The organism is Altibacter sp. (assembly GCF_019913785.1).
GTDB lineage: Bacteria > Bacteroidota > Bacteroidia > Flavobacteriales > Flavobacteriaceae > Altibacter.
On the sequence record NZ_JAIOHK010000018.1, the window covers coordinates 1 to 26693 of the forward strand.

At 39.9% G+C, this 26693-nt stretch carries 29 protein-coding genes and 2 tRNA genes; 13 read left to right on the forward strand and 18 right to left on the reverse strand.

The window, feature by feature from the left end; translation table 11 throughout:
* Positions 1-41 precede the first annotated feature (41 nt).
* Genes K8F54_RS02375 through K8F54_RS02385 form a run of 3 tightly spaced genes read right to left on the reverse strand, consistent with a single transcriptional unit; the run spans position 42 to position 1871 of the window.
* Positions 42-335, reverse strand: coding sequence for a DUF721 domain-containing protein (locus tag K8F54_RS02375; RefSeq protein WP_290786520.1), 294 nt, complete (start codon positions 333-335; stop codon positions 42-44).
* Positions 336-758 (reverse strand): lipocalin family protein, encoded by a 423-nt coding sequence (locus K8F54_RS02380; RefSeq protein ID WP_290786523.1) that lies wholly within the window; start codon positions 756-758, stop codon positions 336-338. It lies immediately after the preceding gene.
* Positions 759-779: 21 nt separating this feature from the next.
* Entirely contained in the window at positions 780-1871 is a 1092-nt protein-coding gene (locus K8F54_RS02385; RefSeq protein ID WP_290786574.1) for a DNA replication/repair protein RecF, read from the reverse strand.
* Positions 1872-2020: 149 nt separating this feature from the next.
* On the opposite strand from K8F54_RS02385, the gene K8F54_RS02390 reads away from it, so the two are divergent.
* The 6 genes from K8F54_RS02390 to K8F54_RS02415 all read left to right on the forward strand — a co-directional run bounded on the left by K8F54_RS02390 (position 2021) and on the right by K8F54_RS02415 (position 8258).
* Positions 2021-2788 carry a hypothetical protein gene (locus tag K8F54_RS02390; protein ID WP_290786526.1) on the forward strand — a complete coding sequence of 256 codons (768 nt, stop codon included), beginning with the start codon at positions 2021-2023 and terminating at the stop codon, positions 2786-2788.
* Positions 2788-3285, forward strand: coding sequence for a 6,7-dimethyl-8-ribityllumazine synthase (gene ribH / locus K8F54_RS02395; protein ID WP_290786529.1), 498 nt, complete (start codon positions 2788-2790; stop codon positions 3283-3285). Before K8F54_RS02390 ends, ribH begins: the two co-directional genes overlap by 1 nt.
* 465 nt (positions 3286-3750) lie before the next feature.
* Complete coding sequence (gene mutL / locus K8F54_RS02400) at positions 3751-5598, forward strand: DNA mismatch repair endonuclease MutL (RefSeq protein WP_290786532.1); 1848 nt, start codon at positions 3751-3753, stop codon at positions 5596-5598.
* Positions 5598-6347, forward strand: coding sequence for a rhomboid family intramembrane serine protease (locus tag K8F54_RS02405; protein ID WP_290786533.1), 750 nt, complete (start codon positions 5598-5600; stop codon positions 6345-6347). Before mutL ends, K8F54_RS02405 begins: the two co-directional genes overlap by 1 nt.
* Before the next feature lie 2 nt (positions 6348-6349).
* Entirely contained in the window at positions 6350-7225 is an 876-nt protein-coding gene (locus K8F54_RS02410) for a rhomboid family intramembrane serine protease (protein WP_290786535.1), read from the forward strand.
* A gap of 4 nt (positions 7226-7229) precedes the next feature.
* Positions 7230-8258 carry an endonuclease/exonuclease/phosphatase family protein gene (locus K8F54_RS02415; protein ID WP_290786537.1) on the forward strand — a complete coding sequence of 343 codons (1029 nt, stop codon included), beginning with the start codon at positions 7230-7232 and terminating at the stop codon, positions 8256-8258.
* Positions 8259-8277: 19 nt separating this feature from the next.
* On the opposite strand, the gene K8F54_RS02420 is transcribed toward K8F54_RS02415, so the two are convergent.
* The 14 genes from K8F54_RS02420 to K8F54_RS02485 form a co-directional block, all read right to left on the reverse strand.
* Positions 8278-8904 (reverse strand): WbqC family protein, encoded by a 627-nt coding sequence (locus K8F54_RS02420; RefSeq protein ID WP_290786539.1) that lies wholly within the window; start codon positions 8902-8904, stop codon positions 8278-8280.
* Positions 8905-8923: 19 nt separating this feature from the next.
* Entirely contained in the window at positions 8924-10498 is a 1575-nt protein-coding gene (gene lepB, locus K8F54_RS02425) for a signal peptidase I (RefSeq protein WP_290786540.1), read from the reverse strand.
* 36 nt (positions 10499-10534) lie between these two features.
* Positions 10535-11239, reverse strand: a complete 705-nt coding sequence (dapB, locus tag K8F54_RS02430; protein ID WP_290786541.1) for a 4-hydroxy-tetrahydrodipicolinate reductase — start codon at positions 11237-11239, stop codon at positions 10535-10537.
* Positions 11236-11814, reverse strand: a complete 579-nt coding sequence (locus tag K8F54_RS02435; protein WP_290786543.1) for a DUF5683 domain-containing protein — start codon at positions 11812-11814, stop codon at positions 11236-11238. The genes dapB and K8F54_RS02435 overlap by 4 nt, the downstream gene beginning before the upstream one ends.
* Complete coding sequence (locus K8F54_RS02440; protein ID WP_290786544.1) at positions 11804-12703, reverse strand: ParB/RepB/Spo0J family partition protein; 900 nt, start codon at positions 12701-12703, stop codon at positions 11804-11806. The genes K8F54_RS02435 and K8F54_RS02440 overlap by 11 nt, the downstream gene beginning before the upstream one ends.
* 6 nt (positions 12704-12709) lie before the next feature.
* The gene (locus tag K8F54_RS02445; protein WP_290786545.1) at positions 12710-13474 is read right to left on the reverse strand and encodes an AAA family ATPase; all 765 of its coding nucleotides are present in this window, start codon (positions 13472-13474) and stop codon (positions 12710-12712) included.
* Between the two features lie 362 nt (positions 13475-13836).
* On the reverse strand, positions 13837-14718 hold the full coding sequence (locus tag K8F54_RS02450) for an SDR family oxidoreductase (RefSeq protein WP_290786546.1): 882 nt from the start codon (positions 14716-14718) through the stop codon (positions 13837-13839).
* A 70-nt stretch (positions 14719-14788) separates the two neighbouring features.
* Positions 14789-15325, reverse strand: coding sequence for a GNAT family N-acetyltransferase (locus K8F54_RS02455; RefSeq protein WP_290786548.1), 537 nt, complete (start codon positions 15323-15325; stop codon positions 14789-14791).
* Positions 15322-17457 carry a methylmalonyl-CoA mutase gene (gene scpA / locus K8F54_RS02460; RefSeq protein ID WP_290786550.1) on the reverse strand — a complete coding sequence of 712 codons (2136 nt, stop codon included), beginning with the start codon at positions 17455-17457 and terminating at the stop codon, positions 15322-15324. Before scpA ends, K8F54_RS02455 begins: the two co-directional genes overlap by 4 nt.
* The gene (locus K8F54_RS02465; protein WP_290786552.1) at positions 17450-18046 is read right to left on the reverse strand and encodes a hypothetical protein; all 597 of its coding nucleotides are present in this window, start codon (positions 18044-18046) and stop codon (positions 17450-17452) included. The genes scpA and K8F54_RS02465 overlap by 8 nt, the downstream gene beginning before the upstream one ends.
* Before the next feature lies 1 nt (position 18047).
* A complete protein-coding gene (locus K8F54_RS02470) occupies positions 18048-19427 on the reverse strand; it encodes a methylmalonyl-CoA mutase subunit beta (protein WP_290786555.1) in 1380 nt (459 codons plus the stop codon).
* On the reverse strand, positions 19420-19722 hold the full coding sequence (locus K8F54_RS02475; protein WP_290786557.1) for a septum formation initiator family protein: 303 nt from the start codon (positions 19720-19722) through the stop codon (positions 19420-19422). The genes K8F54_RS02470 and K8F54_RS02475 overlap by 8 nt, the downstream gene beginning before the upstream one ends.
* A 40-nt stretch (positions 19723-19762) precedes the next feature.
* A complete protein-coding gene (gene udk / locus K8F54_RS02480) occupies positions 19763-20371 on the reverse strand; it encodes a uridine kinase (protein ID WP_290786558.1) in 609 nt (202 codons plus the stop codon).
* Positions 20372-20416: 45 nt separating this feature from the next.
* On the reverse strand, positions 20417-20821 hold the full coding sequence (locus tag K8F54_RS02485; RefSeq protein WP_290786560.1) for a cytochrome c: 405 nt from the start codon (positions 20819-20821) through the stop codon (positions 20417-20419).
* A gap of 337 nt (positions 20822-21158) precedes the next feature.
* Between K8F54_RS02485 and K8F54_RS02490 the strand changes: the two genes are divergently transcribed.
* Together K8F54_RS02490 and K8F54_RS02495 are read left to right on the forward strand one after the other, a co-directional pair.
* Positions 21159-21794, forward strand: coding sequence for a YceI family protein (locus tag K8F54_RS02490; RefSeq protein ID WP_290786562.1), 636 nt, complete (start codon positions 21159-21161; stop codon positions 21792-21794).
* Positions 21795-21796: 2 nt separating this feature from the next.
* Positions 21797-23110, forward strand: a complete 1314-nt coding sequence (locus tag K8F54_RS02495) for a hypothetical protein (protein WP_290786565.1) — start codon at positions 21797-21799, stop codon at positions 23108-23110.
* 55 nt (positions 23111-23165) lie between these two features.
* On the opposite strand, the gene K8F54_RS02500 is transcribed toward K8F54_RS02495, so the two are convergent.
* Complete coding sequence (locus K8F54_RS02500) at positions 23166-24287, reverse strand: PQQ-dependent sugar dehydrogenase (protein WP_290786567.1); 1122 nt, start codon at positions 24285-24287, stop codon at positions 23166-23168.
* Positions 24288-24580: 293 nt separating this feature from the next.
* On the opposite strand from K8F54_RS02500, the gene K8F54_RS02505 reads away from it, so the two are divergent.
* The 5 genes from K8F54_RS02505 to K8F54_RS02520 form a co-directional block, all read left to right on the forward strand.
* A complete protein-coding gene (locus K8F54_RS02505; RefSeq protein WP_290786569.1) occupies positions 24581-24820 on the forward strand; it encodes a GIY-YIG nuclease family protein in 240 nt (79 codons plus the stop codon).
* A gap of 114 nt (positions 24821-24934) precedes the next feature.
* Positions 24935-25174, forward strand: coding sequence for a GIY-YIG nuclease family protein (locus K8F54_RS13920; RefSeq protein WP_363299110.1), 240 nt, complete (start codon positions 24935-24937; stop codon positions 25172-25174).
* A tRNA-Pro gene (locus tag K8F54_RS02510) sits at positions 25165-25239 on the forward strand. The genes K8F54_RS13920 and K8F54_RS02510 overlap by 10 nt, the downstream gene beginning before the upstream one ends.
* Before the next feature lie 194 nt (positions 25240-25433).
* Positions 25434-25507 (forward strand) — tRNA-Pro (locus tag K8F54_RS02515).
* Between the two features lie 320 nt (positions 25508-25827).
* The coding region (locus tag K8F54_RS02520) for a serine hydrolase (RefSeq protein WP_290786571.1) at positions 25828-26693 on the forward strand (866 nt) is incomplete at its 3' end.

Genomic DNA, 26693 nt, shown 5'->3' on the forward strand with positions numbered 1-26693 from the left:
CTTTGTAATTTTTTTACTACGCGCCATGATTAGTTTGTTAATTACCGAAGGATTAGTTTTTTGATCAATGGTTTCCCAAGGGCTTCGTTCAATAGACGAATAATTTTTTCCTTGCCGTAGCTGAGTTCCTCGCGCAATACCGAAGAACTTAATTGTACATAAAGCGTATCTCTATCCAATTGGACATCGGTTGTGTATTTTGAAATAGGTTCCCCCATCACATCTTCCCAGGCTTCTTTAGCCGAAACCTTATCGAGGCCTTTTTGAAGTTTTCCCGAAGCAATATAACTCTTGAGCACATCTCCTATTGTATTTTCTCCGTCGCGTTTTGCCATCTACTCTTGCTTTATTCTAAAAGTACTAAATCTTTTGTAGGTATATATTTTGTGATCCTTGTTTTTAACGCGCAGCAGGCTGTCTTTTGCTTCTAAGACCGTCTCTTTCCACGAATCGAATGGGGTTGTATAGTACATCCGCAGACTGTCTCCCTCTATTTTTAAGCTGAATTTCTCCACCGAATTGTTCGTGAGGAAACTGCCGTCCAACTGCGGACTTACCTTTTTCCGCATACCGCTATCTGCCGTCACCTCAATGAAATCGATTGTCGTACTTAGCTTAAATTCCTTTTTGGTACCATCGGGCATGGTAACCGACTTGATTTCCCAATAACCGTCAATATAGGCTATTTGTTCTGAAGGATCTTGCTTTACACACCCAAAAACTAGGGTCAGTATTAAAAAGCACATTATATTTTTCATTTTCTGAATATTTTTTCATTATCACCCTTCACTTGAAAGGCGAAACATCTTATAGGTTTGATGAATTTTTTTCACCACTTCTTCGGTCCGGTCTGCATGAGTATCACTTATGAATAACTGTCCGAAATTTTCGTTGTCCACAAGGCTAATGAGCTGCTCAACCCGTTGCTCGTCTAGCTTGTCAAAGATGTCATCCAACAATAAAATAGGCGTCACTTTTCGCTGTGTTTTTATAAAATCGAACTGAGCCAATTTTAATGCGATGAGATACGATTTTTGCTGCCCTTGCGACCCAAATTTCTTAATGGGATGTTCGTCAATCTCAAAGTGAAGATCGTCTTTGTGAATCCCAAAATTAGTATACTGCGTCATTTTATCCTTTACAAGGTTTTCTTGTAATAGGGATGACAGGCTTTTTTCTTGTAACTGACTGCGATAGACCAACCGTACGGTTTCATTTCCATTGCTAATGGACTTGTATCGCTTTACAAAGATGGGCATGAACTTGTCGAGGAAAGCAGTTCGTTTTTCAAAGATTTGAGTACCCAATTGAGAAAGTTGTTCATCGTAAATAAGCAAGGTATCCTTGTTGTAGCTATTGTTTGCTGCAAAATACTTTAGCAATGAATTTCGTTGTGCCAGCACTCTGTTGTACTTCATCAACGTATCTAGATAGGCCGAATCTCCCTGAGAAATAACCCCGTCAACAAATTTTCTTCGTGTCTCACTTCCCTCGATAATTAAGTCTCGATCTGCCGGGGAGATAATAACCAAAGGTAAAAAACCAATGTGTTCGCTAAAGCGTTCGTAGATTTTACCGTTGCGTTTTATCATCTTTTTTTGACCGCGTTTGGCACTTACCACTATCTTTTCTTCACGTTTGTTGATTTGATAAACGCCTTCGGCCACAAAGAAATCTTCACCGTGTTTTATATTCTGACTTGTAATGGGATTGAAGTAACTTTTCCCAAAGGACAAATGGTAGATACTATCCAGTACATTGGTCTTTCCTACACCGTTATTTCCCACAAAACAATTTATTTTTGGGTCGAAGTCGAATGATTCCGATTCGAAATTTTTATAGTTAAGAAGAGACAATGATTGTAAAAACATGGTAATGAGAAACTTAAGTTTGCTTTCGAACATGAGGTCTTTTCAGAAAAAACACCGCCATTGGCCCTGCAAATTATTGAAAAATAAGGAATCTTTTCCCTTTTAAATTCTAATAAATATTTTATTTTTGCGCTTCAATAAAGAAAATTATGGCAACCTACAAGAAAAGAGGCGGTAGACCTAAAAATAAAGCTGAGAAACAATCTCAGTTAGAAGAGAATAGTACAACTGCTGAAGTATTTAAAACATTAGATGAGGGTGCTTCACGGACCGAAGCTTGGGTTGAAAAAAACCAAAAATACATCCTAATGTTTATTGGTGCTGTAGCAGTTTGCGTACTCGGTTATTTGGGTTACCAGCAATTTATCCAAGAGCCGAAGGAGAAAGAAGCCATGAACGAAATGTTTCAGGCACAACAATATTTTGAACAAGCTTTGACAGCGCCTGCAAAGGATTCATTGTATAATCTTTCGCTAAACGGAGGTGAAGGAAAGTATGGCTTTTTAGATATTATCGATAATTTCGGCGGAACAAAGGCTGGAAATATGGCGAAATACTATGCCGGAATGGCATATATGAATACGGGCGATTACCGTGCTGCCATTGATAAATTAGATGGTTTTAAAAGTGATGATGCGATGTTGGGACCATTGGCAAAAGGGGCCATAGGTGATGCCTTTGTGCAGTTAGGACAGAATGAGGATGCCTTGGGATATTACGAAAAGGCAGCCAAGCAGAGTGATAATGAAATGACAGCTCCTCGTTTTTTACTGAAAGCTGGGATTACCGCTATGAACATGGGTAAAACAGAGATTGCCTTAAAGCATTTAAAAAGAATATCGGAAGAGTATTCAGCTGCTGCTGAAGCTGCCAAAGCTGAATTGTACATTGGACAGGTCGAAGCAATGAATCAATAATGGCTACCGAAAATAAAAATTTATCTTCTTACGATAAAGCAACAATCCCAAACGCGAAAGACTTTCGGTTTGGGATTGTTGTTTCAGAGTGGAATCATTCTATTACCGAGGGTATGTTTCAGGGCGCTTTCGATGCCTTAAAAGACTGTGGTGCTATTAACGACAACATAGTGCGTTGGAATGTCCCCGGAAGTTTCGAATTGATCTACGGCTGCAAACGAATGCAACAGAGCTACGATATGCTGGATGCCATTATAGCCATTGGCAGTGTGATTCAAGGAGAGACCAAACATTTTGACTATGTCTGTGAGGCAGTGGCACAGGGAATTAAAGACCTCAATGTGCAGGGCAATATTCCTATTATCTTCTGTGTCCTTACCGATAACAATCTACAACAGGCCATCGACCGCAGTGGAGGCAGGCATGGTAACAAGGGAACCGAAGCCGCAATAGCCGCTATAAAGATGGCACAACTTCGGAAGGAATCTAAGTTTTAGTCTTTCTTAGGCAGAATAAAAACCCTCCAACCACCCAACTATTATGGTGCCTCAATATCTGGCGATCCATTTTAGGAATGATAATTGTTTATAAGAATGTAAGGCAAACTACTTCAAAGACTGCCGTATTTTAAGTAACTTTGAATTCAGGAATTGTGTTATGGGACCAATTAAATTTACATTAATAAAAAAGTTAAAGTCGAATAATCGCTATAACTATACACCTCGTTATTATAAGGGTAAACCTGATGCTAATGAGAAAAAACATGCAACAAAATTTGATGCATATTCTGATACTTTAAACGAAAATGATATAAGTGGTCAGTGGAAAAATGCTCGAGTTGCAAATAGGAATAGAAAAAATGTTGAGTTTAATAAAACTATCTTAATATTAGTTCTAATATTTGTTTTAGTATTTCTGTATATCATCGATTTCGATTTGTCTATCTTTTTTCAGAAGTTATAATGACTGATATTATTCAGCTTTTACCAGATCATGTTGCCAATCAAATAGCAGCCGGAGAGGTCGTTCAACGTCCTGCTTCTGTGGTAAAGGAATTGTTGGAAAATGCCATTGACGCTGCCGCAACGCAAATAAGTTTGGTAGTGAAAGATGCCGGGAAGACACTTGTACAGGTAACCGATAACGGTATTGGGATGAGTCCTACAGATGCCAGATTGAGTTTTGAGCGGCATGCCACCTCTAAAATTAAAACGGCAGACGATCTCTTTAACTTACATACCAAGGGATTTCGAGGTGAGGCACTTGCTTCCATTGCTGCGATTGCCCATGTTGAATTAAAGACCAAGACGTCCGATGCGGAGGTGGGCACAAAAATAACCATTGAAGGCAGTGAGGTCTCTTCTCAAGAGGCAGCTGTAGTTCCCAAAGGAACGACCATTGCGGTAAAAAACCTATTTTACAATATTCCCGCCCGCCGAAATTTCCTAAAAAGCAATACGGTGGAGACGCGTCATATTATCGATGAGTTTCATCGCGTTGCCTTGGCACATCCACAGTTGGCGTTTACCATGCTTCACAATGGGAGCGATGTATTTAATTTACCCATCAGTAATGCCAGGCAGCGTATTGTAAATATCTTCGGAAGCAAAACCAACGAAAAATTAGTCCCAGTTGAAGAAGAAACAGAAATTGTTCGAGTAAAAGGGTTTGTGCTGAAGCCTCAATTTGCTAGAAAGAGTAGGGGAGAACAGTTCTTTTTTGTTAATGACCGCTTTATAAAAAGCCCGTATTTACACCATGCTGTAGGATCGGCATTTGAAGGATTGGTAAAGGATGGTATGCATCCCGGGTATTTTTTATTCTTGGATGTGGACACCAAATCCATCGATATCAATATTCATCCTACCAAAACCGAAATTAAATTCGACGACGAACACGCCATCTATGCCATGCTTCGGGCGACGGTAAAACATAGCTTGGGGCAATTCAGTATCGCTCCTGTTCTAGATTTTAATAAGGAGAGTGGCTTTGACACGCCTTATGCGTACAGTAAAAAGGCTCCCGTTGCACCTACAATCGAAGTAGATAAGGACTTTAATCCGTTTCAGAAAGAAGCAAAGCAAGGCCATATTGCATTTCCTTATAAAAGAGAAAAAAGTCCGGCATGGGAATCACTTTATGTGGGATTGAAGCAGGATTTGGGACATTCGGTTTCGGGGATTGAAAATATTGAGTTTGAAAGTGAAGAGGTGACCGGGCGTTTGTTTGAAAGTGATACGGAAGCCACCGGACAAATCACATTTCAGCTACACAATAAATATATTATAAGTCCCATTAAAAGTGGGATGATGGTGATCCATCAACATTTGGCACACCAACGTATTTTATACGAAGAATTGCTGAAAAACATTACGGTTCAGGAAGCAGTGAGTCAGCAATTGTTGTTTCCGTTGCAGCTTCATTTCTCAAAACCAGATATCGAAATCATCCAAAAGATCAAGGAGCAACTGGAACATACGGGATTTGTGTTTCAATTTGGCAGTGATGAAACCATTGAGATTAGCGGTATTCCCGTGACTATTTCCGAAAGTCAGGCAGCAAAGGTGCTGGAACAATTGCTGACCGACATAAAAGAGGAGGTGCCGGATCCTGGCTTTAGTCAGAACGATCTTTTGGCAAAGTCCATGGCAAAAAGTATGGCAGTGAAGACAGGAACCGTGTTAAATAGAAACGAACAGGAGCATTTGGTCAATCAGCTTTTTGCCTGTAAAGAACCGAACGTATCGCCCAACAACCAACCAATTCTAGTTACATTTGACGTAACAGATTTTGATAAAAAATTTATGTAATGGGAAGAATTACAGAAACGATAAAAGTTTTGATCATTGTCAACGTACTGTTCTTTATTGGTACGCTCATGTCTGAGGATGTTTCGTACCGCCTCTTTTCCCTTTTCTATTTTGAGAGCCCTAATTTTCAGTTTTGGCAACCCATTACGCATATGTTCATGCATGGAGGCTTCATGCATCTGTTGTTTAATATGTACGCACTATGGGCATTCGGTTCGCCACTAGAACAACAATGGGGGCGCAATAAATTTCTATTCTTCTATTTTTCGGCAGGGTTGGGAGCGGCGCTCATTCATACTTTGGTAAACTATTTTCAGTTTCACAGTGGTTTTGATGCCCTTTCGGCATTAGGTGCTTCGGATACAGAAATCTGGAATTTATTGAATGCCACGGTAGAACCCGGATCGTACAGAGAGATCTCCGATATTACGGTAAGTGCATCCCAGCAATTCTTCGGTGCTTGGAATATTCCCGCTGTTGGGGCTTCCGGAGCCATATACGGCGTACTGGTTGCATTTGGTTTGATGTATCCGAATGCTGAATTGATGCTCATCTTCTTGCCAATTCCTATAAAGGCCAAGTATTTTATTCCGGCTTTGTTATTACTGGATTTATTTTCGGGGGTCACCGGATTCTCTGTATTTGGACAAAACATTGCCAATTGGGCACATATTGGAGGTGCCTTGTTTGGTTTTATTATGGCGTACTACTGGAAAAAGAATAGTTTCGATCAACATCGTTGGAATTAATTATGGCAGCTACTAGTCTTACATATCAATTTAAAACAGCGGGAATCGTCGTTAAACTAATTGTTGTTAATCTGATCATTTTCCTTCTGGTGAATCTGGTGGCCTTCTTTTTTGATATTCCTTTGTCACAATTAACACGGTGGTTTGTTTTACCCGATACCTTTGAGGAATTCATTGTGCAACCCTGGTCGTTTGTTACTTATAGCTTTTTACACTTCGGATTTTGGCACTTGTTCTGGAATATGCTATGGCTGTATTGGTTTGGAGGTTTTGTTTTGAACTTATTCGATGCAAAACGCTTCTTAACGGTGTATTTATTAGGCGCCATCTGTGGCGGGGCCTTATACGTTTTGGCGTATAACCTATTTCCCGTGTTTACCGAGAGTACCGGGTATCTCTTAGGTGCCTCGGCGGCCGTGCGTGCCATCGTGATCTTTATTGCGGCTTATAGCCCCAATACACAGGTTCGGCTATTTTTTATTACCGTGAAATTATGGCATATCGGTGCCTTTGTGGTGGTGTTGGACCTCATTCAATTGCCAACTTCCGGAAATGCAGGTGGATTGCTTGCGCATTTGGGGGGTGCTATATTTGGTTATATGTATGCTGTACAATTGGCAAAAGGGAATGATATTGGTAAATGGTTTGAGAATATCATTGATTGGTTTGAGAATTTGTTTACGCCACGTACAAAAAAGCCATTTAAAAAGGTACATCGTACAACACGGGACCACTCTGTTCGTTCTATCACCAAGCAAGAGAAGACTAATAACCAAAAGAAAATAGACGCCATCCTTGATAAAATAGGGAAAAGTGGGTATGATAGTCTGACGAAGGCCGAAAAAGACTTTCTATTTAAAGCAGGTAAAGAAGACTGACCAAATGCAATCTAAAAAATTGGGGCTTTTTGATAAATTGTTGCTATTGGGCAATACCATAGCTGTGATCCTGTTATTGGTATCCTTTATACTGCCTTATGTACCGCCCAAAAGTTTTCCCACGATTTCATTGCTGAGTTTGGCGGTTTCTCCCTTAATACTCGTCAACGTACTCTTTACGGCCTATTGGTTGTTTCGGTTAAAGCGGTTGGCATTGTTTTCGGGGATTGTATTGGTTGTGGCCTATTTTCATTTTAATCCCTTTTTTGAATTTTCTTCGGAAGGAAATACTTCGGATTATCAAAATACAATTAGTATACTGAGTTACAACGTGCGTTTGTTCAATGCATACGAAAAGGAACCGTCAAAAGGTGTTTCAGAAACCATTTCAGAAATCCTTAAAAACAAAACACCCGACGTCCTGTGCATTCAGGAATATTACAGAGGTAGCGCATTCGATTTTTCTGCTTATCCCTATCAATATATTCACTTTAGGGATAGCAACGATAAATTGGGACATGCCATTTTCTCAAAATATCCTTTTGCAAATAGAGGTGCCTTCAATTATGAAAACTCCTATAACAATACGATTTATGCAGATATAGTGAAAGGAAACGACACCATACGGGTTTATAATTTGCACTTGCAGTCGTTAGGGATTATGCCCAGAGTGGGATTTTTACAAGAAGGAGACAAGGAGCGTTTGCGCAAACGAATGACAAGAGCATTTATGATGCAACAGTCTCAGGCGAGCATTATTTTAGACCATAAAAATCGATCGCCATACCCAGTTATATTAGGAGGTGATTTTAACAACACACCCTTCTCCTATGTGTACAGGCAATTACAAGGCGGGATGAACGATGCCTTTGTGGAAAGAGGATGGGGTATAGGAACTACCTTTAAATTTGACGGGTATCCAATGCGAATCGATTATATTTTAACTTCTGAAACCCTCGAAGTAATTTCTTTTGAAACGGTTGATCAATCCTTTTCAGATCACTATCCTGTGAAGGCAGTCATTGGTTGGTAAACTGTCGACAAGGATTGCATTAGTGAAGAAATAATTTTTGAGATTGGAGAAAAGACAGGGTATTTGGACCTTCATTGAACAACAAATCCAAAACCGAAAGATTTTTTAAAAATCCATGTTGTTCGCCAAGCACCTGTGTATACCGGTCGAATCCATAGTCCTTCTCTTTCTTTGCTTCAACGAGAAAACGACCGTCAATTTCTGCTGATTCTTTTTGGAATGTCTCGGTGTATGTGGTCGTTATATCAATTCCTATAAGGTCAATAAGAATTTTAAAAATATCTAAATTATGTCGCATTAGATGCGTCACCCGATTTGTAAACAAGGGCTCGAGGTCGTCTTCGTAAAACTCGAAAAATGGGGAGGTGCGATAGGCGGATTGTAACGATTTCCAATGATGTGATTGCCATAGAAAATCATTTTCTACCAATACGTCCTTTGTCTTTTGTCGACTACCGTCTTTGGTGTGTTTGATGGGAACATTGAGCAGTAACTTGCCATTGCTATGCGCAATATAGGCCCTGTTCCTATAGGTTTGCTTTTGGTAATTATCCTGAATTTCAAAAATCACTTCTTGCGCCTTTGCGACCGCAACCATTTGTGCTATCGAAGGAAAATAGGAGGGATAAAGAAGGATTTTTTTCACGAATAACCAATTCAACAGTCTACTTCTTAGCCGCCTTTCGTTTTTTTCTAAAAAAGTTAAAAATCCAACCAGCTCCTAACAGGATCAAAAAGAACTTAAAGTAGGAAACAGGCTCTCCACTGCCACCCACCGTAGTAAACATACGTTCCCAACGTATTTTATTGCCAAATCCTTTGGCATTGCTATCCCAACTCATCCAGACAAACACCGGTTTCCCCACGACATGGTTAAAGGGGACATAGCCCCACATACGTGCATCTTGTGAATTGCTTCGGTTGTCACCCATCATCCAGTAGTAATCCATTTTAAAGGTGTATTCGGTGATGGGCTGTCCATTCAAAAGGACTTGAGTGCCGGATTGTGAGATCGTATTGTCAATACCCAGCTCACTCCCTTCATACACTTCTATGATCCGTTTGTATAAGGCTATGCTTTCGGCATTAATTGCAACGGAAGCCCCTGCTTTTGGTATATAAATTGGTCCGAAAAAGTCGGTATTCCAAGGATACTTATTGTCATTTGGAAAGGTGCTTTCGTTCCATTGCCCTTTCGTTGCCGTTGTTTTTACGATGGTATCGAGGCTAGGATAATTTTTAAATTTCTCATACTCAGCATCGGTCATATGGGCTTGAAAAATTTGATAACTTTTGTCCAATGGATAGATGTCGGTAATATTGTATTGCCCAATAGCAAATTGTGGATTCAAGGGTTTTGAAGTGGCAAACTGATACCCAAATTGCAATTTTGCACGATCCGGTAAGACGTTTTGTTTTCCATTAATATAGACATAGCCATCGCGAACTTCCAAAGAGTCACCGGGTAAGCCCACACAACGTTTTACATAATTCGATTTCTTATCGATTGGTTTTTGGACACTGCCGCGCATAGATCCTGGATTGATATCGATAAGGGTATCTACCGGCCAATTAAATACCACAATATCATTGCGTTTTATATTCTGAAAACTCGGAAATCGGAAATAGGGTATTTGAGGCTTCGTTATATACGATTTTACTTTCGCAACCGGGATCGTATCGTGCACCATAGGAAAGGCGATGGGCGTCAATGGAGTTCTGGCACCGTAATGAAACTTGCTTACAAAAAGAAAATCACCCACCAATAAGGTTTTCTCCAAAGATGAAGTTGGAATGGTAAACGGTTGCATGATATACGTATGGACAATGGTAGCTGCCACTACAGCGAATAAGATCGAGCTCACCCATTCACCTGCCGATGTACGGGGTTTTAAGTCTCTCTTCTCCACATAGGTTACCTTTTGGGCGTAATTGATATAATAAATATAAAGTCCCAAAGTAAGTATCCCTAGCACCGTATCGGTTGTGCTGTTCTTACCAAAACTGCGAAGCGTTTCTACCCAGATCACCGGAAACATGATGAGGTTGACTATAGGTACAAAGAGCAGGATGGTATACCACCATGGGCGGTTGATGATCTTCATCAATATTACTGCATTGTACACGGGAACTGCGGCTTCCCACGCTTTTCTTCCGGCAAGGGTATACAATTTCCAGGTTCCGGCAAAATGAACGACCTGTACTACCAACATAAAAAGTAACCAACCCGTAAAACTCATAGTTTTTTGTTTTTCTGAAGGAAATTCTCCTCCAAATTAGTATTGTATTTGAAGTACATCCCTCATGGAATAGACTCCTTTTTTGTGCTGAATCCATTCTGCTGCCAGAATAGCCCCTATGGCAAAACCATCTCTGGAATGCGCCTCGTGTTTTAATGAAATACTATCAATTTCCGAAGCATAACGAACAATATGTGTTCCCTTTATATCGTCAATTCGTTTTGCTGTGACCGCGATCTCATCAACGGCCGCTTCGCCCAGTTTCCATCCGGTTTTGGCCGAATTCTTTACTATACCTTCAGCAATCGAGATTGCCGTGCCACTGGGAGCATCCTTTTTCTGGGTATGATGAATCTCCTCGATCGAGACTGTATACTCCTTCCATGGAGCCATTAGTTTTGCGACGTGTTCATTCAAATTAAAAAACAGATTTACTCCAATACTGAAATTGGACGCATAGATAAAGCTGCCGTTACGTGCTTCACATAACTTTAGCATTTCATTGTAATGTTCCAACCAACCGGTGGTTCCTGATATTACCGGGATACCGTTCTCAAAGCAAGTCGTTATATGTTTAACGGCCGTTTCAGGCGTGGAAAATTCGATAGCGACATTGGCCGATCTAAGATCACCTTCTTCCGAAGTGCTTGAACTTTTAAATACGATCGAATGTCCTTTGGCCACGGCCAATCTTTCGATCGTCTTCCCCATTTTCCCATATCCTAACAGCGCGATCTTCATTTTAAAGTGTATTTAAAGGACAGTCCGTAATTAGCTTGGGTATTGATAGGGTTCAACTCAAAATTGGGCTGAATGCTCAGGTCATCACTAACATTAAATTGCTTTAAATGCGCATCCACGTTGGCATCGACCACATTGATGAGATAAAATGCCACAGCGACAATGATACTTACATCCTTGTTCTTTTGTGCACTTTTTTGCGCGTCAATGAGTCGTTCTGTTGATATTCCTTGGAATTCATCATCGGTAAAACCGGCCAATCTGCGTTTATAAGCATTTCGAAACTTATCGTAATCTTTGTCGTTATCCAAATAAAAATAAACGCCGGCTGCCATACCTGCGTATATAATGGGAATCTTCCAATATTTTTTGTTGTAGGCTTGTCCCAAACCGGGAAGCACGGCCGAATAAAAGGCTGCTTTTGAAGGCGCCAACGGATTGTACGCCTCCTTTGGCGTAAGACTGTCCTTTACAACAAGTATCTTTTCATTTTTTACTGCAAGCGAATCGGTTGTTTGGGCAAGTAGTGACAGTGCCGGGAGTAAAAGAAGAATATATAAAAGCTTATTTTTCACTTTTTATGAGCTTCAAAATACGTTGTAAGTCTTCTTTATCCGTAAAAGCGACAGTCAGCTGTCCTTTGCCCGAAGCGGACACCTTAACATCTACTTTACTGTTGAGCAGATGGGACAATTCATTTTTGGCTTCCGAAGCAAAACCAGGTACTATTTTCTTTTTGGGAGCCTCCGATTGAGTAGGAGATTTGTGCTTTCGAACAATGGCTTCTGTTTCCCTAACGGAAAGTTTTTCGGTAAGTATCTTTTCGTAGATATCCAATTGCTCGTTGGTATCGTCTATATTAATCAGCGCACGGCCGTGGCCCATAGATATAAATCCATCCCGCATTCCGGTTTGTATGATGGGATCCAGTTTCAGCAAACGCAAATAATTGGCAATCGTTGACCTGTTTTTTCCTACGCGATCACTTAATGCTTCTTGGGTGACTTCAATTTCTTCGATTAAACGCTGATAGGAAAGAGCGATCTCGATAGGATCTAGGTCTTGTCGTTGGATATTTTCAACCAAGGCCATTTCTAGCGATTCCTGATCGTTCGCTATGCGAATATAGGAAGGAATGGTAGCGAGTCCTATCAATTTTGAAGCCCGAAAGCGACGCTCTCCACTTACCAATTGATATTTGTTAAAATCGATCTTCCGAACCGTAATAGGCTGAATAACCCCTAATTCTTTAATGGAAGAGGCCAATTCGCGAAGGGATTCCTCATTAAAACTGGTTCTAGGTTGAAACGGATTGACTTCTATGGTGGTGATATCCAATTCGACAATATTTCCAACCACCTTGTCGGCATTTTTATCACTAGCCGATTTAATATCGTTGGATGGATCGTTCAACAAGGCTGAAAGTCCTCGTCCCAATGCCTGTTTTTTAGTTGCTTTAGCCATTTGGCATTACTGGTTTTTCTCAATTAATTCCTGTGCCAAACTTAAGTAATTATTGGCGCCTTTACTACCTGCATCGTAACTAATGATGCTCTCACCATAACTGGGTGCTTCACTTAAACGAACGTTCCGCTGAATGATTGTTTTAAACACCATTTCGTTAAAGTGTTTTTTCACCTCATCCACCACCTGATTAGAGAGGCGTAATCGCGAATCGTACATGGTCAATAACAGACCTTCAATGTCCAGGTTTTTGTTATGTATTTTCTGAACGCTCTTTACCGTATTTAGTAGTTTCCCCAAACCCTCCAATGCAAAATATTCACACTGAATAGGGATTAACACACTATCGGCTGCCGTGAGGGCATTTAGCGTTAATAGTCCAAGGGATGGGGCACAATCGATTAGAATAAAGTCGTAGTCTTTTTTAAGCTCTATAATTGCTTTTTTAAGCATGGACTCCCTGTTCTTCTTATCTACCAATTCTATTTCGATGGCAACAAGGTCTATATGAGCCGGGATAAGGTCTAAATTGGGAGAGTTGGTAGCAACAATTACTTCCTTGGCAGAAACCGTGTGTTCTAACAATTGGTAGGTTCCTTTTTCTACGTTTTCTACATCGATTCCCAGTCCCGAAGTAGCATTGGCCTGTGGATCTGCATCTATTAAAAGGACTTTTTTCTCTAAAACGCCTAAGGAAGCCGCTAAATTTACCGAAGTTGTCGTTTTTCCAACACCGCCTTTCTGGTTTGCAATTGCAATTATTTTACCCATTAATTTCTGACAAATTTTAGCTATAAAAATACAACTTATTATGCGGATAGAAAATGAATTTTGTTAACAGGAAGTGAACAAATTAATAAGCGATTCGGATTAAAAAAAAGGTGTCGATAACCGAGTTTATTAATTCTTCTTGGATCAATCATTACTTTTATAACCGGCTAACGGCAAATCCCCAAAAATGGTTGCTGTGCAACCTATCCATTTTTGTGTATTCGCCACCACGCTCAAAACTGTTTACTTACTTTTCTTAGAACGGAAGCATTGCTTTTTTGATTGATTAACGGCAAATCCCCAAAAATGGTTGCGGCGCAACCTGTCCATTTTTGTGTATTCGCCACCATGCTCAAAGCCGTTTACTTACTTTTCTTAGAACGAATCATGGCTTCCAGCATATCCCACATTTGTTCTGGGACTTCTTCGAGCAGGTTCATTTGTCCGGCACCTTTTAACCACTCACCACCATCTATGGTCACTACTTCTCCATTTAGGTAGGCAGAGAAGTCGGATACTAGATAGGCAGCTAAATTGGCTAGTTCTTGATGATCTCCCACCCGTTTTAAAGGCACTTTTTTGGCAAGATCAAATTTTTCCCTTAGATCACCGGGTAAAAGTCGGTCCCAGGCGCCCTTTGTTGGAAAGGGTCCCGGAGCGATTGCGTTAAAACGCATGCCGTATTTCGCCCATTCCACGGCCAAGGAACGCGTCATGGCCAAAACTCCTGCTTTGGCGGTAGCACTTGGCACCACATAGGCAGATCCGGTCCAGGCATAGGTGGTCACTATATTTAAGACTACTTTGTTTTTTTCTTTCTCTTTGATCCAGTACTTTCCGAAGGCCAGTGTACAGTTCTTAGTTCCTTTTAATACAATATCAATAATTGTATCGAAGGCATTTGCCGAAAGTCGCTCTGTTGGAGAAATAAAATTTCCTGCTGCGTTGTTTAAAAGTACATCTACTTTGCCAAATTCGGCTACCGAAGCTGCCACCATGGCTTCTACCTCGTCGTAATTCCGTACATCACATTGCACCGGGAGTACTTTTCCACCGGTCTGTGCCTCTAATTCCGCCTTCACCGCCCGTAGCTTTTCTATATTTCTTGAGGTGATCACTACATTGGCCCCTAATTCCAAAAAGTAGGTTGTCATTGATTTTCCCAAGCCGCTTCCGCCACCGGTAACTACTATGGTTTTTCCCTTTAGCGCATCATCACGCAACATTTTTCCTGAATAATTCATATTGATTTTATTAGATGGAAATGTAAAAGTACACAATCAAAATTACTTATTATGCGCGCACAGTATATTTTTAATTACGAAGGACCTTATACACCACACAGTGTGTAAACCGGTCGTCGTTTTCTATCAACGGATGCTGTACATTTCCTATATAGTTCATACCTAGTTTTTTCATCACTTGCTCTGAAGCACTATTTGTATTGGTTGCAAAGGCCAAAACTTCATTTAAATTAAATGTTGTGAACGCGGCGTTCAGACAGGCCGCAGCTGCTTCGGTGGCATATCCTTTGCCCCATGCGGCTCGTTTTAGTCGCCAGCCAATATCGACGCAGGGTGTGAATGCACTCTCCCAAATCTGATTGGCAAGGCCTGTAAAGCCTATAAATTCTGAAGTCTCTAAAAGGTCTACGGCAAAATAGCAATAACCATGTTCTTCAAAGTGTGCTTTAAGTCTGCCGATAAGTCCGAGTGTTTCTTCTTTGGAAAGCACTTTTGGAAAGTGTTTCATAACGGCCTCGTCTTGGCACATTTCGATAAACGGTGCTTCATCTGAAGGCAACCAATTTCGCAAGCCCAGTCTTTGGGTAGTGATTATATACTCCCTCATTCCGAAACAGAATCGATCAATATCTGAAGCATTTCAATAGCTGCTTCACTTATTCGCGTTCCGGGACCATAGACAGCCACTGCACCTGCATCGAATAAAAACTGATAATCCTGCTGTGGGATAACACCACCAACAATCACCATGATATCCTCTCTACCATATTCTTTAAGCGCAGAAATTACCTGAGGCACCAATGTTTTATGTCCTGCAGCGAGGGAAGAAACCCCTAAAATATGTACATCGTTTTCCACCGCTTGTTTGGCGGCCTCGGCCGGTGTTTGAAACAGGGGGCCAATATCCACATCGAAGCCTACGTCGGCATAGCCGGTAGCCACTACTTTGGCACCTCGATCGTGACCATCTTGCCCCATTTTTGCAATCATTATACGCGGACGACGGCCTTCCAGTTCGGCGAATTGATCTGCCATCTGTCTGGCTTTTTCAAAAGTGGTATCCTTCTTTATTTCTTTGCTGTACACGCCGCTGAACGATTTAATTTGTGCTTTGTAACGCCCAAAAACAACCTCGAGGGCATCGCTAATTTCACCTAAAGTAGCACGTTCTTGTGCTGCTTCGATAGCTAAAGCTAGTAAATTTCCTTCACCCGTCTTTGCACAATGGGTTAATTTTGATAAGGTATAAGCTACTTTCTCGGGGGATCGATGTGTTTTTACTTGTTGAAGTCGTTCCAATTGGGCTAATCTTACCTTCTGATTGTCCACATCGAGAATTTGTAAAGGATCTTCTTTTTGTAATCGGTATTTATTCACACCAACGATTATATCTTGGCCACTATCAATCCTAGCCTGCTTTTTTGCGGCCGCTTCTTCGATGCGTAACTTGGGGATACCGGCTTCAATAGCCTTGGTCATTCCCCCCAATTCTTCTACCTCCTGAATTAATTTCCAGGCTTTTTCAGCAATATCATTTGTCAAAGTTTCAACATAATAACTTCCCGCCCAAGGATCCACCGTTTTGGTAATTTGTGTCTCTTCCTGAAGGTAGAGCTGGGTATTTCTTGCAATTCGAGCAGAAAAATCGGTTGGCAGGGCTATCGCTTCATCCAGCGCATTGGTATGTAAGGATTGGGTGCCTCCAAAAGCTGCGGCTGCTGCTTCAATACAGGTTCGGGCAACATTGTTGAAAGGGTCTTGTTCGGTGAGGCTCCAACCACTGGTTTGACAATGTGTTCGGAGGGCCAAAGATTTTTCATTTTTCGGGTTGAATTGTTGTACCACTTTTGCCCATAACATACGAGCGGCGCGCATTTTGGCAATTTCCATAAAGTGGTTCATACCAATACCCCAAAAGAAGGATAGGCGAGGGGCAAAGGTGTCTATGTCCATTCCGGCGGCGAGACCGGTACGAATGTATTCCAGTCCGTCCGCCAAGGTATAGGCCAATTCAATATCACAGGTGGCACCCGCCTCCTGCATATGGTATCCTGAGATCGAAATTGAATTGAATTTCGGCATGTGCTCCGAAGTAAATTCAAAAATATCACTAATGATCTTCATCGAAGGCGTTGGCGGATAGATATAGGTATTCCGTACCATAAACTCCTTTAAAATATCATTTTGAATGGTTCCTGCCAGCGCTTTGGGCAATACGCCTTGTTCTTCGGCAGCAACAATATAAAATGCGAGAATGGGAAGTACCGCACCGTTCATGGTCATGGAAACACTCATCTTGTCCAGTGGAATCTGATCGAATAGGATCTTCATATCCTCCACGCTATCGATGGCGACTCCTGCTTTTCCCACATCACCTACCACACGCTCATGATCACTGTCATAACCGCGATGTGTTGCCAAATCGAAGGCGACCGATAATCCCTTTTGGCCGCCTGCCAGATTTCTTCGGTAGAATGCATTGCTTTCTTCGGCGGTAGAAAAACCGGCATATTGCCTTATGGTCCAAGGCCTTTGCACGAACATAGTAGCATAGGGGCCTCGCAAATACGGAGCTATGCCGGCTCCAAAATTGAGATGCTTCAGAGGTTCGATATCCTGAGCCACATAACTTTTTTTAACCTCTATTCCTTCGGCCGTAGTAGCCGACGGAAGGCCTGTTCCATTTTTTTCAGAAGTGGAATTATTTAATGTGATATGTGATACCGGTTTTCTATTCATTTTTAGACATCGCGGAAAAATCGATTTCCAATAAATTTTGATAATAGGTCTCTAAGGCTATAAATAAGGCAAAGTGCTTGTCGGTTAAAGCATCACCCACATGCACCCGGTAAAATTCTGACATTATTGTAGGTGTAAAATAATTAACACTCTGGAGTGTTTCTATTTTCTCCTTGATTTCTTTATTGTCGATATTTTCGATCAGGCATTTCACAAATGGGTGCTTGTAGTTTAGCTTACTGTCCTTAGCATTTTTATTCCATAGGGATTCTTCTTTTTTGAGTATGTCCATTATTGCTATGGTATGTGATGAGGCAATTTTCGCGTAGTCGGCTGTACCTGTTGCACCCGGATAGATGAAATTCGCATACCCAAATTCGAAATAAACAGCACTGCCCGGACTGTATTGTTCGTTGTTATAATATGCCGAAATATCATTTTCAAATGAGTACAGTGCCTCTTTTAGGAGGGATGGGTCTATCCCGGCACAGGCGATATCCATTTCCTTGTTTTGATATTTATATGCAATGGGTTCACCACAGCTATACATTGCAATGACAGCGATTAGCAGCAGTATTCTAGTTTTCATATTATTCACTTTTTAAACGATCTTGTTCTATTTTTTCGGCCAATCTTCTTTCAACGATCGGTGGAATGATGGTTTTTCTATTTTTAATTTTTAGGAAAGGATACAATTCCAGATTGTCCTTCATTCGGTCATTCGAATTTAGATGTTTGTTCGTTCCAATCAGTATTAATTTGCCTCCATCAAATTGTTGTTGTTCTTTTTGGGCGCTTTCTTGAATTTTTCGTTGAATGGTACCCTCCTTCAGCAACGGCAGCAACCCACCTCCTTTTTCAATTTCCTTAAATAGTTGCAATGCTTTTTCGGCAAGTTCTTGGGTAAGAGCTTCGATATAATAACTGCCATCGGCAGGATTACGCACCATATCGAAATAACTTTCAGACTTCAATATAAGTAATTGATTTCTTGCAATACGCTCTCCAAATTCATTGCTTTTGTGATAGATCGCATCGTAGGGAAGGTTTATGATGGTGTTCGCTCCTCCCAGAATAGCACTCATAGATTCAGTGGTGGTTCGCAATATATTCACGTTATAATCGTAAAGCGTTTTATTTCTTTTTGAAGGCCTTGCTACTATGTGACATGTTTCAGAAATAGCATACGCTTTGGCCAATGCAGCATATAATTTTCTGAAGGCTCTCAGTTTGGCGATTTCAAAAAAGTAGTTTGATCCAGTTGCGACTTGAAAGGTAATGAGAAAGTTATCTTTTATTTCCGGCTTGTCATTACAAAAGTGATTGAGGTACTCATTCGCGTGTGCCAGTCCGTAGGCAAGTTGTTGCACCATGTTCGCTCCGGCATTTTGGTATATGGTGGTGTCTACGCTTATTATTTTTTCTGAAGGATTTTTTGCAAAAATTTGCTCGAGTATCTGATGGTCTTTCCTAAGATTGTAAAACCAATTTCCTGTACGCACCAGATTACCAATAATGTCGATGTTGTAGTATGCCTGTGCTTTTTGTATTGAAAGGAATCGCTGCAGTCGATTGAAAAATTCTTCCGAAAGGAAGGTAAATTCAAAATATATGGGTGTGGTGGAAAATGGAAAAGACTTAAAAATCGTTTCAATATGGAACTCTTTTTCAGCTAAAAAAGTAATAGAATCGGCACCTCTTTCAATCGCCTCCAGTGCTAATTTATTGGCGATCACAACATCATCTATAAAAACCTGCTGTCCAATTTGCCAGGATTTTGGCTGCCCGGGAATAGGGGGGAATTCGGTCTTCACGTCGTCCTGATGATAAAATGGTTTTACATGAATTCCTTCATTGCTCTGCCAGATTAGGGTATCGTTATAATCGGCTCCTTTTAGCTCATACTGTATTTTCTGCCTCCATTGTTTGGCAGAAACTTCATTGAATTCATCGAATAAAAAATCACTCATCCTTCTTCGTCTTTTTCACACTGTCTTCGTGTTCGATTAAATAAATGTCTTCGTTCGGCTTCTTTAGAAAGTATTTTTCTCGGGCAAATTTTTCAATTTCGTTACTGTCCTGCATTTTTTCAATAAAGGACTTATCTTGTTTAATTTCCTCCTGATAAAATTCCTTATTCTCTTCCAGTGCTTTTATATCATCGTTTAGTTCTTTGTGAATTAAAAATGAATTGGTGTCGAAAAAGAACATCCATATAATAAAAAGGACAAGGATGATAACATAGGTTGCACCTAATCGCTTCATCCACTTGTTCTTTATTATTTCTGAAAACTTCACGGCGTCTTTATCCTAATTTTTGATGAATGATAGTCCTAATTAAGTTAACGGCCACGGTATTGTATCGATTCGTTGGAATTATAATATCGGCAAATTCCTTTGTAGGTTCAATAAATTGCTGATGCATGGGTTTTAACGTAGTTTGATATCTGTTTAGTACTTCTTCCAGATCTCTTCCTCTTTCCGCAATATCTCTTTTTAATCTTCGGATAAGTCGTTCATCACTATCGGCATGCACATAGACTTTAATGTCGAACATCTCCCTAATTTCGGGGTTCGTTAATATTAATATACCTTCAACAATGATGACCTTTTTTGGTGAAGTGGTAACTGTTTCACTTGTACGATTGTGCTCAACAAAGGAATATACAGGTTGTTCGAATGATTTTCCATTTTTGAGATCTTGTAAATGTGTCACTAACAATTTAAAATCGATAGCTTGCGGATGATCAAAATTTATTTTCACTCGGTCCTCAAACGAAAGGTGACTAGTATCTTTGTAGTATGAATCTTGAGAGATAACACAAACCTCATCCTTAGGAAGTTCTTCAATAATTTGCTGAACAACTGTTGTTTTGCCGCTTCCTGTTCCTCCAGCAATTCCAATTATGAGCATAAAAATAGGTTTTGACAAAGGTAATTAGATTTACCTTTTAGCGGTTTAGCGCGGCATTTTTTTTGGAATTTCCTTTACCTCTTCGGGAGTTACTTTCTTTTTTTGTGTATTACCCCATGAATTCATAATATAATTAAGCACATCGGCCACTTCTTCATCGGTCAGTCCCATTGGAATCATGATATCTTTATATTGTACTCCGTTGACTGTAATTTCACCGCGCAATCCATACTTGGTTGCATGAATGGTTTCTTTTCTTTTTTCGGTCAACCAATTGGAGCCTGCTAGCGGAGGATATCGTTCATTGGTGTCAATGCCTTCCGACATATGACAACGGATACAAGATTCTGAATAGACAACAGCACCTCGTTCGATACTAGCTTTTAATTCTGCATCGTTACAGGCAATTGACACAAGCAAAATGAAGGACAGATAAATGATTTTTTTCATAGTTCGATTCGAAATTGCGTATTAGACTACTTCGTTTTTATGTTTGGATGTAAATATAATGATATAGCCTCTTTTTGCATAAAAAAAATACCCGTTATCTTGAAATGGATTCTATGGTGAGACAAAGATCTACTACAGCTGCTGTCTGAGCCTTGATTTTCTTTCACTTTTCTTATATGAAGTGTTTTCTTTTTAGAGAAACGAATTCCTAAAAAAACATATGGTTTTTGTCGTAATTATTTTATGACAATGGTCATAAACTCCCGATTTTATATATGATTATTGTCATAGTTGATGAGCAATACCAATAATAACTTTGTAGAATAAATTCTACGCCATGAATTGCAAAGACATCAAATCCGTAAGCATAATAGTACTGTTCTTATGCGTATTCAATCCATATTATTTATTGGCACAACAAATCGAAAACGAAGCCGATATCACCACTGCCAAAACAGTGTTACGTGAATATAAGCTCAACCCTAATAATTCGATATTTACAATTAAGGGGACATCCTCATTGCACGATTGGGAAATGGTATCGAAAAGCTTCAGCGGAACCATTGCATTTGGCAGTGCCAATGCCGATAATATTGATATTAAAGAAATTTCAATAACCATTGGTGTTAAAACCTTGGATAGTGATAACCGGACAATGAATAAGAAAACGTATGATGCGTTAAAAAATGATCAACATCCAAACATCTATTACCGCTTCAAAAGTGTAAAAAAAATAAGGGCAGTAAGGGCAAATAATTTTGAAGCCACGCTTAGCGGGACTTTGAATATAGCAGGAAAAACGAGGGACGTAGATATTTTGGTCAACATCCTCGTGAAGGACAATACCATTAACATAGTTGGAAAAAAACCCTTAAAGATGTCCGATTTCGACGTGGAACCACCTACGGCATTATTGGGAACTATAAAAACAGGAAACGATATAACAATTGAATTTAACTTAAATTATTTATAACCATGAAACACTTAGTAAAAAGATTAATTGTATTGTGTTTATTTTTTGTATCCATTATTAGTTATGGACAAAATAAACGAAGTCTAAACAACTTTAAAGAACCTAATAAGGAAGGCATAAATGTCTTTGAAGCGCCAAAAGACACTGCTGTCGTAAAAGCATTTGATGGCGTTACGGTTCGTATTGGAGGATCTTCTACACTACAATTTCAGGCCTTGGATCATTCCAATGGTTATATGGATGCAGGAACGGACGAAACGAGTCCATGGTTCGGAGAGCTTCCTTTAATTGAAATTGGCAATAATTTTAACTTGGCCACAGCTAACCTCGATTTGGATGTTGCTTTTGGAGATGGTTTGCGGATGCACTTGCGTACTTATCTATCCTCCAGACACCACCCGGAGCCTTATGTAAAAGGAGGATATTTACAAATTGATAATTTGAACTTCATCAAGCAGGGTTTATTAAGCGATGTGATGAAGGTGACTACTGTAAAGATTGGGCATATGGAGATTAACTACGGTGATACTCACTTTAGAAGATCCGATAACTCATCGGCCATTTACAATCCATTTGTTGGCAATACTATCATTGATGCATTTACCACTGAAGTGGGTGCAGAGGTATACGTACAAACCAATGGCTGGCTAGGTATGGTGGGTATGTCGAACGGTAAGCTGAATCAGGCTGTTAATAATCCAAAAACCACTTCTCCTTCTGTGTTTGCTAAGCTAGGCTACGACAAACAATTAAATGAAGATGTGCGAGTACGTTTAACCGGCTCTATTTACAATACGGCTCAGGCTAGAGGAACCTATCTTTATGATGGTGATAGAGCCGGGTCTAGATATTATTTGGTTTTAGAAGATGCAGAAGCAAGTAGCGCATCCTATTTTAAATCTGGTAGATATAACCCAGGCTTTGAATATGAACTAAATGCGATTATGATAAACCCATTTATTAAATATCAAGGGTTAGAATTTTTTGGAATGTATGAAATGTCTACCGGGAAAAGTGCTGGTGAGATTGACAAACGCGATTGGACCCAGTATTTAGTTGAAGTACTATACCGATTCGGAAACAATGAAAATTTCTATGTCGGAGGTCGCTATAACAATGCAAGCGGAGAGGAAAAAGGAACCGGAAACGATGTTACCATCGATAGATTTAATGTTGGAGTAGGAGCCTTTATCACAAAGAATATCCTTGCCAAATTAGAGTATGTGAGTCAGTCATACGATGGATTTGACCTGGGTAATATTTTAAACGAAGGAAAATTTGATGGGGTTGTATTCGAATCAGTTATTAGTTTTTAAGAGTTAGTTTACAATAACATCAAAGAAGGACCGTCGCAATGCGACGGTCTTTTTATTATTCGGGGATAATTCTAACGATGCCATCTCCTTCAATGGCAATATAAATATAACCATCGGGCCCTAATTTTACATTGCGTACTCGACCAATATCTTCGGCTATTTTTTCTCGAGCAACAACCTTATCACCTTCGAGTTTAAGGAGTTCTATATAATTGAATTTCAAAGATCCTACCATTAACTGTCCGTTCCATTCCGGGTATTTGTCTCCGGTGACAAAAGCCATTCCGCAGGGGGCAATGGAAGGAACCCAATAGTGAACAGGTTGTTCCATTCCGGGGCGTGCCGTTTCATTGGTGAATTTTGTCCCACTATAATTTATTCCATACGAAATTACCGGCCAGCCGTAGTTTGCTCCTTTTTTTAGAATGTTAATTTCGTCACCTCCCTTGGGACCGTGCTCATGCATCCAAATTTCACCTGTGGACGGATGTTTAGCCATGCCTTGCGGATTACGGTTTCCGAAGGTGTAAATGGCATGTTTGGCATTTGGTTGATTAACAAATGGATTGTCCTTAGGAATCCTTCCATCGTCGTGTAAACGATATATTTTTCCTCCGTCACGGGTGATATCCTGAGGGTTTACATCTCGCTCACCACGGTCACCGATAGAAAAATAAACAAATCCATCATTGTCGAATTCAATTCGAGAGCCAAAGTGTTGGCCTTTAGTGGTATTAGGTGCTGCCTTGTAAAGTGTTTGAATGTTTGTGAGTGAATTTTCTGAAAGCTTACAGCGAATTAGAGCTGTATTGCCTCCGCTTTCATTTCCTTCGGAAGAAGAATACGTTATATAGATCCAGTTGTTTTCTGAATAGTTTGGGTGCAACGCAATATCGAGTAATCCGCCTTGTCCACGATTGTAGACCTCCGGAACATTTTGAATGGTTGTTTTATTTCCGTTGTTGAAGCGAATTAGTTCGCCACTCTTTTCAGTAATGAGTATGCTTCCATCTGGTAACCATGTCATTCCCCAGGGGTTATCCAGTCCATCGACTACAGATTCAATTGAATAAGTTCTTTCTTGTGAACTGAGCGCTATATCTCCCTTTTGCTTATTTTGTTGGGCACAAGCGATAAAGAAAGATAACACCAAGCAAAGTCCTATGTGCTTTTTCATAGTGTGCATTTTTCTGAAAAGATACTAAAAAGGATGCAAAATATAAAAACCTCAACCGAATGAACAGCTGAGGTCTTTCAAGTGAAAAATACTTGTCTACCTATTTAGCTAATTTCATTAAAAATAGGATTTTTGACATCTTTATATACGAAAACTATGGTGATTTGGTTTTTTATTTTTAAAAAAGTAAACTTCCTTGTCGGACTAATATATTTGGTTATTTTTGCAGCTCTAATTTTTTTGGAATGTAGCGTAGCCCACGCTTGAAGCGTGACCATCCCGACAAAAGAGTTATGTTCGTATATATTTTATATAGCGATAAACTATCAAGATATTATGTAGGTCAAACTGCTAATTTCAAGAAAAGATTAGAAAGACATAATCTAGGAATCGTAAAGTCCACAAAAGGTGGCCTTCCTTGGAGATTAGTTTTGAAACTTAAAGTTGATACAAGGTCTGAGGCATTGCTCTTGGAGAAAAAAATTAAGAAAAGAGGTATAAAACGTTTTTTAGACAATTACTTCGGGGTGTAGCGTAGCCCACGCTTTTAGCGTGGCAGGCCGGTGACGCCACAGCGTTGTTATCGCGCCTGCTTTGGGAGCAGGAGGTCGTCACGCTTGAAGCGTGACCATCCCGACAAAAGAGTTATGTTCGTATATATTTTATATAGCGATAAACTATCAAGATATTATGTAGGTCAAACTACTAATTTCAAGAAAAGATTAGAAAGACATAATCTAGGAATCGTAAAGTCTACTAAAGGTGGCCTTCCTTGGAGATTAGTTTTGAAACTTAAAGTTGATACAAGGTCTGAGGCATTGCTCTTGGAGAAAAGAATTAAGAAAAGAGGTATAAAACGTTTTTTAGACAATTACCTCGGGGTGTAGCGTAGCCCGGTTATCGCGCCTGCTTTGGGAGCAGGAGGTCGCAGGTTCGAATCCTGCCACCCCGACAAAATAAAGCCTGGTTGTTTTTGCAGAGAGTTTACTTTCTTAAGAAATCACACAGGCTTTATTTATTAATACATAACTACATAATTTTAATTTATCCTATCACCTCGACAAATTAATTCCGAAATGTTCAAGGATATTAAGGCGTTTTTATTTGTTAGACTTTTTTATTTGGTTAATTTTGCCATTCCAATTTCGGGATGTGGCGCAGTCCGGTAGCGTACACGGCTGGGGGCCGTGTGGTCGCAGGTTCAAATCCTGTCATCCCGACAACTAAAGCGAAAAGTTTACGTAGAAAATTTATTTTCTTAAGTAAGCTTTTTTTGCTTTTAGTTAAAATTAAATGCGAAGCTTTAATTTGCAACTTATGCGATGTAAAAGGATTCTGCAAATCGTTGGTAAAACCATCTAGATATAATTTCAGAATATTTTATAGTAATATTTTTCGAAAAATTAACAATATCAGCGGCTAATAGCGTTATAATAGGGCGTAATTGTTCAAATTGCGTTTTTTTGATTGCTTAAAAATTTAACAAGAATGGAACAATTGATTGTGTACATTTGACCTGCTTTAAATCATTGATAACCAAATGAAAGGAATTGTAACTTCTATTATTGCCTGCTTATTAATTGCAGCGCCCTTATTGGCTCAAAATCAATTACCTCTAAAAACATCCGAGGCAAATATAAAACCAATGAGTAGTTTATTGGATGCCGATTTACAGGTTAATCTGGAGCGGGAACTACGATCAAATCCGAAATGGAAAGCACTGATGTCACAGAAAAAAATGTCTGTTGGTGTTGTGGATCTTAGTGACCCGGACAATGTAAAGTTTGCACGGATCAACGGAAATCACATGATGTATGCTGCCAGTCTACCAAAGATTGCAATTCTTTTAGCTGCCATGGATGCAATAGATAAAGGTGAATTGAAGGAAACAGCCGAAGTAAAAAGCGATATGCGTCTTATGATTAGTAAGTCCAGTAACTCAGCTGCTACCAGGATGATCGACAGAATAGGATATGATAAAATTGAAGAGGTTATGACCAGCCCCAAATATGAGTTCTACAACAAAGAAAAAGGGGGTGGCCTATGGGTGGGTAAACGCTATGGCGGTGGTGGTGATACACATCGAGAACCCATCAAAAACTTAAGTCATGCGGCTTCGGTTACCCAAGTGTGTAAATTCTATTACCTTTTGGCCAATGGGAAATTGGTCAATGAAAATCGCTCTAAGCAGATGCTAAACATCCTAGAGAATCCTGAATTACATCACAAATTTGTGAATACCCTAGAAAAAATTGCTCCTGCGGCGCGCCTGTTCAGAAAATCGGGCTCCTGGAAGAATTACCATTCCGATTCTATTCTGGTATGGGGAAAAGAACCTAATCGACGCTATATATTAGTTGCGTTAATTGACGACCCCAACGGAGAAAATATTATACGAAGTTTAGT

Excerpts from the sequence above, each read along its gene's own strand:
- K8F54_RS02375 (WP_290786520.1), bottom strand. The coding sequence starts at position 335 with ATGGCAAAACGCGACGGAGAAAATACAATAGGAGATGTGCTCAAGAGT.
- K8F54_RS02380 (WP_290786523.1), bottom strand. The coding sequence starts at position 758 with ATGAAAAATATAATGTGCTTTTTAATACTGACCCTAGTTTTTGGGTGT.
- K8F54_RS02385 (WP_290786574.1), bottom strand. The coding sequence starts at position 1,871 with ATGTTTTTACAATCATTGTCTCTTCTTAACTATAAAAATTTCGAATCG.
- K8F54_RS02390 (WP_290786526.1), top strand. The coding sequence starts at position 2,021 with ATGGCAACCTACAAGAAAAGAGGCGGTAGACCTAAAAATAAAGCTGAG.
- ribH (WP_290786529.1), top strand. The coding sequence starts at position 2,788 with ATGGCTACCGAAAATAAAAATTTATCTTCTTACGATAAAGCAACAATC.
- mutL (WP_290786532.1), top strand. The coding sequence starts at position 3,751 with ATGACTGATATTATTCAGCTTTTACCAGATCATGTTGCCAATCAAATA.
- K8F54_RS02405 (WP_290786533.1), top strand. The coding sequence starts at position 5,598 with ATGGGAAGAATTACAGAAACGATAAAAGTTTTGATCATTGTCAACGTA.
- K8F54_RS02410 (WP_290786535.1), top strand. The coding sequence starts at position 6,350 with ATGGCAGCTACTAGTCTTACATATCAATTTAAAACAGCGGGAATCGTC.
- K8F54_RS02415 (WP_290786537.1), top strand. The coding sequence starts at position 7,230 with ATGCAATCTAAAAAATTGGGGCTTTTTGATAAATTGTTGCTATTGGGC.
- lepB (WP_290786540.1), bottom strand. The coding sequence starts at position 10,498 with ATGAGTTTTACGGGTTGGTTACTTTTTATGTTGGTAGTACAGGTCGTT.
- dapB (WP_290786541.1), bottom strand. The coding sequence starts at position 11,239 with ATGAAGATCGCGCTGTTAGGATATGGGAAAATGGGGAAGACGATCGAA.
- K8F54_RS02440 (WP_290786544.1), bottom strand. The coding sequence starts at position 12,703 with ATGGCTAAAGCAACTAAAAAACAGGCATTGGGACGAGGACTTTCAGCC.
- K8F54_RS02445 (WP_290786545.1), bottom strand. The coding sequence starts at position 13,474 with ATGGGTAAAATAATTGCAATTGCAAACCAGAAAGGCGGTGTTGGAAAA.
- K8F54_RS02450 (WP_290786546.1), bottom strand. The coding sequence starts at position 14,718 with ATGAATTATTCAGGAAAAATGTTGCGTGATGATGCGCTAAAGGGAAAA.
- K8F54_RS02455 (WP_290786548.1), bottom strand. The coding sequence starts at position 15,325 with ATGAGGGAGTATATAATCACTACCCAAAGACTGGGCTTGCGAAATTGG.
- scpA (WP_290786550.1), bottom strand. The coding sequence starts at position 17,457 with ATGAATAGAAAACCGGTATCACATATCACATTAAATAATTCCACTTCT.
- K8F54_RS02465 (WP_290786552.1), bottom strand. The coding sequence starts at position 18,046 with ATGAAAACTAGAATACTGCTGCTAATCGCTGTCATTGCAATGTATAGC.
- K8F54_RS02470 (WP_290786555.1), bottom strand. The coding sequence starts at position 19,427 with ATGAGTGATTTTTTATTCGATGAATTCAATGAAGTTTCTGCCAAACAA.
- K8F54_RS02475 (WP_290786557.1), bottom strand. The coding sequence starts at position 19,722 with ATGAAGCGATTAGGTGCAACCTATGTTATCATCCTTGTCCTTTTTATT.
- udk (WP_290786558.1), bottom strand. The coding sequence starts at position 20,371 with ATGCTCATAATTGGAATTGCTGGAGGAACAGGAAGCGGCAAAACAACA.
- K8F54_RS02485 (WP_290786560.1), bottom strand. The coding sequence starts at position 20,821 with ATGAAAAAAATCATTTATCTGTCCTTCATTTTGCTTGTGTCAATTGCC.
- K8F54_RS02490 (WP_290786562.1), top strand. The coding sequence starts at position 21,159 with ATGAATTGCAAAGACATCAAATCCGTAAGCATAATAGTACTGTTCTTA.
- K8F54_RS02495 (WP_290786565.1), top strand. The coding sequence starts at position 21,797 with ATGAAACACTTAGTAAAAAGATTAATTGTATTGTGTTTATTTTTTGTA.
- K8F54_RS02500 (WP_290786567.1), bottom strand. The coding sequence starts at position 24,287 with ATGAAAAAGCACATAGGACTTTGCTTGGTGTTATCTTTCTTTATCGCT.
- K8F54_RS02505 (WP_290786569.1), top strand. The coding sequence starts at position 24,581 with ATGTTCGTATATATTTTATATAGCGATAAACTATCAAGATATTATGTA.
- K8F54_RS13920 (WP_363299110.1), top strand. The coding sequence starts at position 24,935 with ATGTTCGTATATATTTTATATAGCGATAAACTATCAAGATATTATGTA.